We start from the raw sequence: 12,627 nt of genomic DNA, 5'->3' as shown, positions 1-12,627 counted from the left end.
CTTTCTTATAGTTTTAATCCGATCGCTTCGTTTACATAATCGGTGATAAAGTTCGGCTTGCGGCCGGTACCATGGCGGTCAGGGATTTCCACAATTAATGGGAGCTTGCGGTTTAGCTTCACATCATTGATGATGTCCGGAAACTCTCTTCCGAATTTTTCCGTTAGAAGTATGATCCCGATCTCCTTATCGGCCAGGACTTTATCCAGTTCATGTTTCAGCTCAGCCTTTTCATGGACGACAGCGCCTTCCACCCCGGCTAACCTCATGCCGGTCCAGGTATCCACGTTGTCGCTGATCAAATACATTTTCATCGGTTACAGCTTGCCTAAGATCATGAAAGAAATGATCAGACCATACAGACATACACCTTCGGCAAGACCTACGAAGATCAATGATTTACCGAGAATGGAGCTATCCTCGCTGATGGCGCCGAGAGCAGCGCTGGCAGCTGCGGAAACGGCGATACCGCCGCCGATGCAGGCAAGGCCAGTGGAAAGAGCGGCAGCCAGATAGCCCATGCCGGCAATGTTTCCTGCTCCGGCAGTTGCTGTTTCCGCAGCCGCAGCATTGCCGTTAAATAGAAAGATACCGGAAACGATCAGGGTTCCGAAGAACAAAAATGTGTTGATGCCGAGAGCAGTCTTATAACGTCCCTTTGTTTTTTCGCCCATGGCGAATGCTCCGAATGGTACGGCGATGCTTAAGATCAATGCGATTGCAAATGTGATTTTAACTAAATTAGACATAATGTTACCTCCGTTTTGGTTTTTAATTTTTCTTTCCGTAAGGTTTAAATGCACGGCCGGTTCCGCGGTAGAAACGGCTGAATAATTCGTAATATTCCAGACGAAGTACCTGGATCCCTACAATAAGTCCTTCCATGCCGCAGACAAAAAAATTCCCAAGAATCACAACCAACCAGTTGGGATTTCCTGCTTCTGCGCCGGATAACATGAGCACTACTTCCATCATGGCCGCGTGGCTGACCGCAAAAGCGCCTACACGGACAAAGGAGAGGGTGTTGGAGAAGTAGCTTAATAATACTTCAAACAGTTCGAAAAAACCCTGAATCACAAACATGCCCTTACCTTCCGGCATGATCCGGGCCTTCTTTTCCACCAGGTTGGTGAGCGGCTCCTTAAAGAACATGATGAGCAGCGGGATGCCGAACATAATAACAAGCAGTATGGATGCCGGAATCGGGTTCTTTGTCATGTAGAGGACTATGGTGAGCACAAGGCTGGCGTAAAAGACAAGTCCTGCCACGCCGTTTGTATCGAACAGGGTCCTTTCCGGATCATGGGAGCGGATGCTGTTTAGGATGTTTAGGACCATGGTTAACAGGATAATCCCCATACCGATGGAAACCGCTACGATGAACACCGTATTCAGCCTTCCGATAAAGGGCAGGCTGGTCATGTGCTCCATGGGGCGGAGCCAGACCGCGTCTATCACATCTTCAAATCCGAAAATACTGCCGAACAGGAAACCGAATATGGTAGAGAAGAATCCGCAGCAGGATACAATGGCTGCCAGATTCATCTTTTTGAGCCGGTAAAGGAGGTACCCGCCAAACAAAAGGCAGAGGCCCTGTCCAACGTCCCCGAACATAAACCCAAACAGGAAGGAATAGGTGATTCCGATTAAAATAGTTGGGTCGATCTCATTGTAGGCGGGAAGGCCGTACATCCGTATGAACATCTCAAACGGTTTGAAAAGCCCGGGATTGTGAAGCTTGGTAGGGGGCTTGCTCATAATATTGCTGTGGTCATCCTCCACGATGCAGAAGGTTTTTTTGTCATCCGCTATTTCTTTCTGGAAGGCAGCTGCATCCCGGTTGCTCATCCAGCCGCAGAGAATGTAGAAGGTATTGATGTTCTGCTTGGTACAGGCGGCCAGCTTTCGGACATTGAAGTTGGTTGAGAAGGTCTCCAGCCGGTTTAAGGCAGCCAGTAAATCATTCTGCCTGGAGGCCAGCATCTGGGACATCTGTTTATGAAGGCTGTTTAAGTCTGTCTGCAGAGCGCTTATGTTATCCTCCAGAGAATGGATGGCATCTAACGGTGTGCCTTCATATTCATCAGGTAAGAAGAAACGTTCAAAGTGCATGGAGGAGTAAATCGCGTCGATCTGGTTTGATATGGTTTCAGGAACAAAGTAAACCACCCAGACATATTCGTTATCCTCCCGGCATTTATACAGGACGGTATCAATGGTATCATAGACATAACTTTCAAATTTGTTGTAATATTCATGGGAAATGCGTCCAAATCGGAATTTAATGTACTTAAATTGAAGGATGGAGCTTAAATCATAATTAAGTCCGGTAAAAGGAATGATCCGGTCTAAGGATTCCTGAAGGGAATTCTGCTTAGCCAGAATGTTTTCCTCCCTTGCCGTGAGCTCCTTTACCTGTTCATCAATCTCTGTGATCATTCTTGCTGCCTGTTCTATGGAAACCTGCCGCCTGGTGCTGTCCGGACTTCCGGGCGGAAGTAATTGTGCAAGCTCTATGGCTCGCTGGTATGTCTCTTTGTATGGATTGGTTTCAATATAAGGCCTTAAGTCTTTCACCGTTTTTAATTCCGACAGCGCGTTTTCCAAATGGATCTCATACTTGGATAAATAGGTGTCAATGACCCGGTCAATGTCTTCCCTGGGTCCGGTGATACTTAAGAATTTCATCTTTTCTATCACGGAAAAGCAACCCCCTTTACTGTTTTACCACATAGGAGATGATTTCATCCGGGCTTACGCGGTACCGGATGCTCTCTATGAGGGTGATAATCTTCTGAATTTCCTCCTCTTTAAAATAAAGATAGGAGTTTAGTGTGGCAATGGAGTAAGGATTCTGCTGACTGGTGGAACGGTAAATCTTATTTAACACGTCCTGGGTCAGTTGTTCCAAGTCCGACTTGTCTGCGGCTTCCAAATCCTCCATCCGTCCGTAGTAAGTGGTTCTTAGAACGGTATAGAATTCATCCAGTGTGGCTGCCTCCGCCATTTTAGTCACCTGCTCCTTATTCAGATGATAATTGATGGGAATAAGAAGGGAATAAATGTCTGCCGGCTGCAGATGATAATATTTCTTGGAACGGTAGATCCACTGGATGTTCAGCAGATCCAGCTTGCTGCCAAAGCAGCGGGAAAGAAGTTCCTGTTCTTTCCGGCCTAGATATTTACCCATGACCTTCCAAATGCTTTTAAAGTACAGAAGGTCCAAGTGAACCTCATAATCAAACAAGGCAGGCTGGTCCCCATCATCTAAGTGGGACAGCAGGTCATAGTAGACCGATCCCTCCAGGTTAGCGATAAACTCATGAAGATCCCCGGAAGATGATAATTTTAACAGATCCAGCCGGGAATGTTTCTCAAAAAATTCCTGGAATACGGAAAGATCGATGTCCAGCCGGTTACGTCCCATTGCGTTGCGGAAGCATTTTTTCAGGATATCGATTTCAAAGTGCATAAAATATAAATCAAGGAATTTACGCTGGGTCAAATTGGCGAACCGGTAGAGTTTTGCAAAATCCTCATACAGGGAAAGGATCAGCCGCTGCTCGATCGCTCCCCGGTGAAGCTCCACCCCCTCTAAGTTGGCGAACAGCCCTTCATAAGCAGGAAGGCGCCGTAAATATTCCACTGCATCAGAAACGGTTTCAAGCGCTGCCATTTCGCGAAACTGGCTGTCGGTGACCAGATGGCTCTCCATGGCCCTTACCTTGGTTGTAATGCCGCTGTAGGATAGCAGGTCTCCCATAGGATCACTCCTTTATCATAGTATGAAATAAATCCTCTGCATATTGGGTATGATGTTCTTCATAACGTTTTTCCATGGTTTCGAGGACTTTTTTCGAATCACTCCGTTGTTTCTCCAGACGGTTATTCATGTTGATTTCCATGCTGGCCCGCAGTTCTTCAATTTTTTTATTTGTTTCCGCTTCCAACTGCGCATCAAATGCGGCAGTCCGTTCTTCCATCTCTTTGGCAAATGCCTTTTTACGCTCGTTGGCGTTATCCATGATGGAAGTTGCAGCCGATTCAATCTCGGATATTTTCTCAATCACAGTATCCACATTGTGCCCTCCCTTTCTGATCGTTAAATATATAGCGTAGTTCTAACTTACAATCATACTACAAATTTAAAAAAATGCCATAGGATGTTAGGAAAAATCGACAATATTAATGGAATTTTATCATAAATATAAGTTACACCGTTCGGACTGAGGTTATGCATGAACATAAGAAAAAGCGAAGAGCAGAGGATCATTTCCTCTGGATTCTTCGCTTTTAAAAACAATGGAAAGGAACAGTTTTTTTACTGTATTACTGGCGGGCGGATGCCCCGCTTTCTGCAGCAGTGGAGGTTTCACTGGTTTCGTCCGTGCCGCTGCCGGACTCTGCTTCTGATATGGTCAGAAATTCAGTGGCTATGTAAGCCTGTTTTCCTTCAAACATAATGACTGTCCATTTATCATCATAGGTTTCCACGTACTCCACTACCGTACCGGAAGCAAGACTTCCAAGCTTGGTACCATTGGTTGATGGCTCCGAACGCACATTAAGCTTGCTCTTGGTGGTGTAAATCTTTGGAGCTTCTGTCTCGGGCTCCGTTGGTTCTGTCGTTGCTTCGGTGGTCGGCATGACCTCGGTCGTCGCTTCGGTCGATATTTCAGGTGCCGTGGTTTCTTTTTTATCATTTTTTCCAGGTATCAGTTTTACAATTATCAGGATAAGCACAAGAAGGACCAGGAAAATCAAAGCCGGTTTTAACAGGCCATATGCATCAAAGCCTCTCTTCTTGGAACGCCTCCTGCTTCTGCTGCGGGACGAGGGTCTCTGGCCGTTTCCGGAAGTATTTCTCTGAGGAGATCTCTGGCTGGGCCTTGCCCCGGAAGGTCTTGTTCCGCTGTTTCTTGCCGGACCTGGCCGTTCGCCGGATCTGACGGGTGCAGTCCTTGCACCGCCGTTTCTTTGAGAACCGGTTCTCTGGGACTCGCTCCTTGGAGCGCCGCTTCGTGCGGGGATACTCCTGGAAGTAACGGATGCGGCCTTAACGCCTGTGGAGCGCTGTGGGGAAGAGGCTGTACGATGTTTTCCTCCGCCTATAGAGTTTGCAAAGGCATTGACTTCTTTGGACAGAAGCTGGAAGGCTTCGTTTGCATCATAGGGACTGTCATCTCCTTCGTGAACCGCTTTGTTTCCCAGCACACGGATTCTGTGGTAGTGGTCTCTGGCAGTCTGGGAAATAAAGTGCCCTTCAAATAACTGGTCAATGCTGTCGGCCAGATCGCCTTCTACGATCAGTGCCTTTTCTCCCAGATAATTTACCATATATTCCAGAGTCTGCCGGGCTTTGATCATGGCCATATTATACTGTTTCTGAGCCATGAGATTTCCGGCTTCACTTAGATTCTGCTGGATTCTGATCCAGAAACTGTTGTCTGTAGTTCCCATATATTTCCTCCTTTGCAAAACGGTTGTATGCCAATATACAGACATTATACTAGATTATTGGAAATTGCGCACCTGTTATTTTGTAGAATTTTGTTTTGTAAGAGAAAAGTAAAAAACAGCAAACTTGCGTTCTGCGCGCTATCTATGATACAATCTACCTGCAATATCATACCACGGTTATCTTAAAAAAGATTAAATGATCTGGAGGAATTTAAATATGAGGTTACGTCACATACCAGGCTCGGAAGAGGAAATCGCGGGAAGCCCATATGTGGTCCAGAACCCTTCTGAAAAAAGGGGCCGCTGGAAGGAAGTGTTTGGCAATGAAAATCCTATAGAAATAGAAGTTGGCATGGGAAAGGGGCGTTTCATCATGGAGCTTGCCTCCCTTCACCCGGAAATAAATTATGTTGGAATCGAAAGGTATCCCAGTGTGCTGTTACGCGGGCTTCAGAAGCGTGCTCAGCTGGAGCTTGATAATATCTATTTCATGTGTGTGGATGCAAAAAATCTGGCTGAGATATTTGAGCCGGGGGAGGTTCAGAAGATCTATTTAAACTTTTCCGATCCCTGGCCCAAGGACCGTCACGCAAAGCGCAGGCTCACATCAGAGGAATTTATGGCGGTTTATGACCGGATCTTAAAGCCTGACGGTGTAGTGGAGTTTAAAACCGACAACAAAGGCCTTTTTGATTACTCCCTGGAAGCAGTTCCCGGAGCTTGCTGGGAGATAAAGGAATATACGTATGACCTTCATCACAGTGAGATGGGAGAAGGGAACGTGATGACAGAGTACGAGGAGAAGTTTTCCTCTCAGGGGAACCCCATATATAAACTTGTAGCGGGCAGAAGGTAATTCAAATTTTTTTACCGGCGTTAAGGTTTTAATAACCGGAGCGCCGGTTTTGCATATAATAAAGCAAAAGTAGATGCGGGAGCAATGGCAATGGGCATGAAAGACAAGGTTACCAGCAAACTTCTCCAGACTACCAGCGATAAGACACAACTGAATAAGAGAATGCTGGGCTGGAATAAATCTTTTGTAGAAGTGAACAAAACATTAGGAGGAAATGCACAAAAAAATAAGAATAATAAATAAATTCGAAAATGTTGTAAATTATTTGTAAAAAAGGTGTTGACTTTTGTTGGATACAGATATATAATAACACACGTGCTCGAGACGAGAGCATAATGAAATGAACGAAAGACAAGCGCCTTTAGCTCAGTTGGTAGAGCAGTAGACTCTTAATCTATTTGTCCAGGGTTCGAGTCCCTGAAGGCGCACTAAAAAAGTACTGGTTTTGCAGACGGAGAGCTGCGGGGTCGGTGCTTTTCCTTTGTGTAGAAATAATGGTCGGAATCTATTTGTCCTTTGGGAAGGACTTAAGGGTAAAAAAAGTACTGTCTTTGACGACTGCGTCGGGGACAGTACTTCTTTTTGTTTTTGGAAATATTATTTTACATATTTATTTCATTATAAATATAATGAGCAGTTGAAAATTTAGCTTAATTCTGAGTTTAAGGGAATTGTCAATCAGTGGTTATCGTTTAAGCATTCCCAACAATAAACGGGGCTTCCTTCTTTCGGTTCAAAAGGCACCTTAGTATCTACTCCACAAGAAGAACATTTAACATTATAATATTCTCTTGATGCACGAATGGCATTTTTACGAACCATTCGACAATTTTTGCATCGTTTAGGTACACGTAAACCTTGTTGAGCATAGAAATTCTGTTCGCCTGCCGAAAATATAAATTCGCTACCGCACTCTATACACTTTGAAGAAATATCCGCTTGACATAGCGGTTGCGAGTTTTCTAGTGTTTCATTGCCACTAGCGTAAATGTTAAACTGTTTGTCTTTTCTCCCACTTATAGACAATTCAACATTTAATGATGGATGAATAATCATTTTCCAAGGTGAATCAATCAATAAAGAATACTTCTCCTTATATTCCCATTGAGTTGCAGTATCTTTATTCAAATAATTCCCAATAAAGCCAATCCTATATAAATCATTAAGTACCGTAACCAGCTTCTCGGTTAAGAAGGTATTGGGAAACAGTTTACCTATTCTTTCATTGATTTCATCATATGAAAATGTAGTTTTATATCCTCGAAAACACTGAACAATACAATCTATTTCCTCTGCAGTATAGAGTGCACGCATCTCTTCTTGCACTTCTACCAAGCATTGTTTAGAGTAGACGTGCATGAATGTTTCAAATGCATTTTGATTAAACGAGTGAAATTTTTTTGAATTTTTAGATTGGGCTGCAAGAATTAATCGTACTATATCTCGAGGTCTGTACCACGTATTATCAAGAATATATGTACATATATGTGTATTGTAAACTTGTGGCACAAACCATCTTTTTATAAGCTCGTGCTGCGTCGAATCGACAATACCAGCTTTTTCTTCAGCCATTTCTATCCGTCTTAATAGTATACTAATAATTGGGTGCTTAAACGAGTTTGTATTCGTATATTCCCAAGTAAGCCGCTTATCATATCCTTGCATAATTTTGTGTAACTGGTTGGATTGTACAAAACGATTTATTGAATTAAGTATCTCCAATCGAACAGAACAAATAAATTTTGTTCTTTCACGAAAAGTGTCATTCATCCTCTTGGTGGTAAAAAGAAGGTCTCTAATCATTCGTAAGTCTCGATAGAATACATCACTGTCACTTCTGTAGGCTTCCAATTCATCAATAAAAATATAGTATGGTATATCCGTTCTTGTTGCGTTCAGAATAAGTTCATCCGCCTTTTGAATGATGTTAATGAAGTCGCCATAACTTGCCGTATTGTTAAAGTGAGGCTTGGATAAATCCAAAGGTTCAATACCGATACTTGGCTCTACGGTTCCAAATTGAGGATTGGTAGTTGCTGAGAATGAAATTTTAGCTGGAATACGCATTTTCCCACCATAGATAGTCTTGTCAATTTTTGATATTTCACGGCAGAATTTAGTCCAGTCGTCATCGTCTATGAAAAGGTTATTATTAAAACTATTATTATCATCAATAATTTTCTGATAAAATTGCCATCTCCAAATGTACGTAAAGTCACACTCTAATTCTTTACCAGATGCAGCTATAGATGCATCGACAGCGATTGGCGTTGAGATAGCCCGGGATATTGTATTTAGTTTTGCTCTATCTACCTGCGAGTATCCGCTTTCAAAAAAAACAAAGGATGAGCACGCTGCATTATCTAATGTCCTAACATAGTTTTCAAGAAAGTGTAGTAACGCCGTTTTTCCTGTTCCCTTATCACCCATCACAAAATATGGAGAACCGTATTTTGTGATGGCTATTTCCTCAACGTCTATTCCTGTTGGTTCGATATAACTGTTAACAAACTCATCATATCCTTGCTCTTTTATTTCATCATTAGCATCTGGTTTTCCGGCGTAAATATCCCCAATTGTTAACAATTTTTTATCCTTTATCATAAATATCAACCTCCTAATTTTTATAAATACGTTTTGGACTATTACTTCTGATACTTATTCATATTTAAGATTATATCCACAATCAAACATAGTGCCAGTTTCCCATTATTGCTATTATATTAAGCTGATGCCAATGAATAATTCTGTATTAATTATATTATATATGGAAAATTTTACAAGTAAAAAAGTGTATCTCAACCAAGTTCCCGGCCGGAGAAGCTCCGGCTGATCGGGAAGACTGATTGAGATACTTTTATTTTATTTGACGGAAGAAAATTGCATCTAATTTATATACATCTGCATCCATCATGCGGTATTGGTTAGCCATTTTCACATAATCCCTGGTAGTGGTGTAATCACTATGACCGAGCATATCACGCAGAAATTCCAGGTTTCCACCGCCTACCAGATTAGAAACAGCAAACGTATGTCTTAATAAATGCGGATGCAGCCTTTCAACACCTGTCCATTTCCTTATCCTGAAAAAGAGCTGTTTCAATACATTATAGTTGATAGCTTCCGAGCCTTTTGTTTTAAGAATCAGTGCATCCATAGGTTTAACCTCTCGATAATCCAAATAACTGCGTAAGTATATTCGTAAATTCCAGGCCAGGGGAACAATACGGGACTTGTGATTCTTTGAATCTTCTATTAATATGTAATCTTTATCAAAGCAAATATCCTTTACCTTTAAACCAATGACTTCCTCACTTCTTAGACCGCCATCAAGCATAAGATGGATAATACATAAATTTCTAAGCCCCATTTCAGTTGAGTTTAAGAATACCTGATCGAGTGCCTGAACCTCATGACTGTATAAAGGGAGTTGTATCCGGGAATCGTTGGTAGGAAGCCGGGGTCTTTTAAAAGTAACTTCACAGTCCAGGTCATCACGAATATAGTTGAAAAATACTTTAACAGCTCTCGTATAAATTCTGATGGTAGAATTTTTTAGATTTCCTTTCTTTTCGTCCCCGATCTTAAACGGATGATGCTCATATTTGGGCTTAAATCTAAGGTGTTTTATATAGCTTTGTACGATATCAGGAGCCAGGCTATCCACCGGAATTTTGTCAATTGGTTTTTTAAACTCTGATTCCAAATACTCAAAGAAAAAGCTTAAGTTCTGCTCATAATATTTACAGGTACTATTATCACAATAAGATTCTTTTAACCCCATAAACTTTTCAAATGCCTTTTTAACTGTTATCTTATTCATTCGTAAAATCTCCTTGAAATTCATTTTTGCTCATGCTATTATGACTATAGACTTCACCAGTTGTTTTATCTATGATCGTGAGTTCAGACCTTGCAGTATATGTAAGGTTGCCCGGCAGTTCATCGGAGTTGAGCTGCTGGGCCTTTTTCGTTTTATACCGTAAAGCCTTCTCAACATCATTATCATTTAACGTACAAAGTGCATCTACAACATCTTGCATGATATCATCTTCATTCATACCCTTATTATAAAATCCTAACGTTACAATACTATTGATCGCCCGCCGTTTCACCAGATCAGCATTCAGATGGCGGCTATATTCCCGTACCAGCTTAAGCTGCTTCGGAGGAACATGTACATCTACCAGCTTACAGCTGCGCAGAGACTTCCAGAATCCGCACATTTCACGGCGGGATTTATTCACATCCCCTTCCGGTTCTACCATACGAAATACAAAGTTTGTCAGATAATCCATAATCAGTTTCCGATTGTCCAGGTAATCATAAATTCTTTTAGCAGTTAACTTTGACTTGTTATCTCGAAGCGGAAGCAGTACATAAGATTTTGAATGGCGGCGGCGTGTCTGATACTCCACATTCATAATCAGGTTTACTTTTGGTGTAAGACCGTCAACAAATTTCTGTAAGGTATCTTCCTCCATGGTCTGCTCCCCGGATAAGAGCCTGCGGCAGACTGACTTTGCATTTTCATCGGAGCCATGTTCCAGGTAGAAGGAAGCACGGGCCATATTAAGGTACTGCCAGCTTCGGCGCTTATAGCATTCTTCATAAACATGCAGATCATAGCGGTTAATTAATCCGTTGAACAGCCAGAAGTAAAAGAACCAGCCTTTATAACCCATTTCAACAACCTCTTTACTCTTCATGTAGATTCTAATAAAGACTTTATCCGTTCTCTTTCCCAGGGCAACATAATCAATCTCATAATCCTGACTACCTTTCTTCTCTGTATGGGTGACAGCATCGTTAAACCGATCTACACGCATCTTGTAAAAGTTTTCCAGGGAAAAGAAGCGTTCCGGATTACTTAGGTAATTGCTATGCCAGCAATAATCAATTCGGTTTTCCTGGGCATAGGCAATCTGTAAGCCAAAATGTTCGGCTAATGCCTGGACATATTCATAAGACCGTTCGAATGATTCATTGACCCCGTATATCCAAAGCATATAACTTCTGATCTGTACCACCAATTCACAAGTGACGGATACCGCCGAATCGGAAGATTTTGGAACTACAGGAGCTAAAAAGATATCAAACCATTCAGGGTATTCCAGGCAGACATTATACATTTTTGCAAAACTGAATGGTCTAAGGTTTAAGGAGAAGCCCGAACCAAAGTCAAGACGAAGAAAGTCGACGTTTACATTTTTTGAGAGCTTCCGATTCATTGCGTCAAAGTATTTTCGGAACTTCATGACATTCATATCCGAAGAATCGGCAGTAAAGTCATTTATAAATTTCACTGAATAATAAAACGTATCAATGTTATGTAGGAATTTAGACTTTTTAAAATCAAACCAGTATTTTTGGTCCTCACTATTCATTTCCCTACATATATCACAAGATTCTAAAAACCTTTTATCAAGCATATAAAACACCTCACTTTAATCAGTTAAAGTTTTTGGCGAAAGGGGTAGTTTCGCCAAATTTTAAAATTACTTTCGAGCCCTTGTATTTCCTAGAAAAAATACGAATTTTCCATGTATTTCCAGACCACGTTTTACAGGCACGTGGTAAGGGGCATTTGCGGTGTTGGCGAGGGCGCCCGGCGCGTTCAGGGGCCCCGGCTGCGCCACCCCTATCCGCCCTGGGCGCCCTCGTCAAACAACTTGTATGAATCATACATGCGATAGTACTTCTTGCGCCCGTAAAAAAATGAAACACCGCATTTTTCCTTGACCCCGTACCAGTATTCCACTGACACAAAAAGAGGATGCCCAAGGGAGAACAAGCCTAAGAAAAAACCGATCGTGCCGAAATTGTTAATTTTCCGGTGCCTGTATTCGTATTCGATCAGGCTGCGGATTTGACGGTCGATCAGACGGTCGAACTGGCTGACCAGTATAATATGATAGCCATATTTCCGGTGCTGGGTGAAAAAGCTGGCCCATTGCTGGCGGCTCCGGTCATTCCAGGAACGGCAGTTGAATATAAGCTGGCATTCATCTATAACCAGCCAGGTCTGACCTTCAATAATTTTCCCCCTCTTATCCCTGCGGTGACACAGCCGGGAAAAGTCCAGAAGCCAGTCAACCGATAATTCAAAGTTATCTTTACAAAAAAAGTACCCCCTTTTCTTTGCCTTTATCATGTCATAATTAATATCAAAGTTAGCAATGACATTTTTTCCATGATTCAGCTGGAAATAAATATCCTTTGCGACATGGTAAGACTTGCCGGAACCGGGAGTACCGGAATAGAAATAAATCATAATGCCTACCTCCTTGTATCTCATGATTCCTTCCAGC

12 protein-coding genes and 1 tRNA gene are annotated in these 12,627 nt (G+C 42.2%); 3 read left to right on the top strand and 10 right to left on the bottom strand.

Annotation, left to right across the window (positions count from 1 at the left end):
- Positions 1-5 precede the first annotated feature (5 nt).
- The 6 genes from BQ9856_RS21115 to BQ9856_RS21090 form a co-directional block, all read right to left on the bottom strand.
- On the bottom strand, positions 6-314 hold the full coding sequence (locus tag BQ9856_RS21115) for a V-type ATP synthase subunit F (protein ID WP_077612768.1): 309 nt from the start codon (positions 312-314) through the stop codon (positions 6-8).
- Between the two features lie 3 nt (positions 315-317).
- Positions 318-749, bottom strand: coding sequence for an ATP synthase subunit C (locus BQ9856_RS21110; RefSeq protein WP_077612767.1), 432 nt, complete (start codon positions 747-749; stop codon positions 318-320).
- A gap of 22 nt (positions 750-771) precedes the next feature.
- Positions 772-2,700 (bottom strand): V-type ATP synthase subunit I, encoded by a 1,929-nt coding sequence (locus BQ9856_RS21105; protein ID WP_077612766.1) that lies wholly within the window; start codon positions 2,698-2,700, stop codon positions 772-774.
- A gap of 16 nt (positions 2,701-2,716) precedes the next feature.
- Positions 2,717-3,763 carry a V0D/AC39 family V-type ATPase subunit gene (locus BQ9856_RS21100; RefSeq protein WP_077612765.1) on the bottom strand — a complete coding sequence of 349 codons (1,047 nt, stop codon included), beginning with the start codon at positions 3,761-3,763 and terminating at the stop codon, positions 2,717-2,719.
- Between the two features lie 4 nt (positions 3,764-3,767).
- Positions 3,768-4,079 carry an ATPase gene (locus tag BQ9856_RS21095; protein ID WP_077612764.1) on the bottom strand — a complete coding sequence of 104 codons (312 nt, stop codon included), beginning with the start codon at positions 4,077-4,079 and terminating at the stop codon, positions 3,768-3,770.
- Positions 4,080-4,329: 250 nt separating this feature from the next.
- Positions 4,330-5,460: an SH3 domain-containing protein gene (locus BQ9856_RS21090; protein WP_077612763.1), complete on the bottom strand. Its 1,131-nt coding sequence runs from the start codon at positions 5,458-5,460 to the stop codon at positions 4,330-4,332.
- A 217-nt stretch (positions 5,461-5,677) separates the two neighbouring features.
- Between BQ9856_RS21090 and trmB the strand changes: the two genes are divergently transcribed.
- From trmB to BQ9856_RS21080, 3 genes are all read left to right on the top strand, one after another.
- A complete protein-coding gene (trmB, locus tag BQ9856_RS21085) occupies positions 5,678-6,316 on the top strand; it encodes a tRNA (guanosine(46)-N7)-methyltransferase TrmB (RefSeq protein ID WP_077612762.1) in 639 nt (212 codons plus the stop codon).
- 90 nt (positions 6,317-6,406) lie between these two features.
- Complete coding sequence (locus tag BQ9856_RS24950) at positions 6,407-6,559, top strand: hypothetical protein (protein ID WP_200801335.1); 153 nt, start codon at positions 6,407-6,409, stop codon at positions 6,557-6,559.
- Between the two features lie 112 nt (positions 6,560-6,671).
- Positions 6,672-6,744: transfer RNA gene (locus tag BQ9856_RS21080), tRNA-Lys, on the top strand.
- A 250-nt stretch (positions 6,745-6,994) separates the two neighbouring features.
- Here the strand turns inward: BQ9856_RS21080 and BQ9856_RS25585 are convergent.
- From BQ9856_RS25585 to BQ9856_RS21060, 4 genes are all read right to left on the bottom strand, one after another.
- The gene (locus BQ9856_RS25585) at positions 6,995-8,920 is read right to left on the bottom strand and encodes a P-loop ATPase, Sll1717 family (RefSeq protein WP_328587258.1); all 1,926 of its coding nucleotides are present in this window, start codon (positions 8,918-8,920) and stop codon (positions 6,995-6,997) included.
- A gap of 253 nt (positions 8,921-9,173) precedes the next feature.
- A complete protein-coding gene (locus BQ9856_RS21070) occupies positions 9,174-10,139 on the bottom strand; it encodes a tyrosine-type recombinase/integrase (RefSeq protein ID WP_159442054.1) in 966 nt (321 codons plus the stop codon).
- Positions 10,132-11,703 (bottom strand): hypothetical protein, encoded by a 1,572-nt coding sequence (locus tag BQ9856_RS21065; protein WP_139348744.1) that lies wholly within the window; start codon positions 11,701-11,703, stop codon positions 10,132-10,134. The genes BQ9856_RS21070 and BQ9856_RS21065 overlap by 8 nt, the downstream gene beginning before the upstream one ends.
- A gap of 254 nt (positions 11,704-11,957) precedes the next feature.
- Positions 11,958-12,590, bottom strand: a complete 633-nt coding sequence (locus BQ9856_RS21060) for a zonular occludens toxin domain-containing protein (RefSeq protein ID WP_077612759.1) — start codon at positions 12,588-12,590, stop codon at positions 11,958-11,960.
- Positions 12,591-12,627: the final 37 nt, after the last annotated feature.

The organism is Clostridium sp. Marseille-P2415, from assembly GCF_900155545.1.
GTDB lineage: Bacteria > Bacillota > Clostridia > Lachnospirales > Lachnospiraceae > Lacrimispora.
This window is presented reverse-complemented; position numbering and strand designations above follow the sequence as displayed.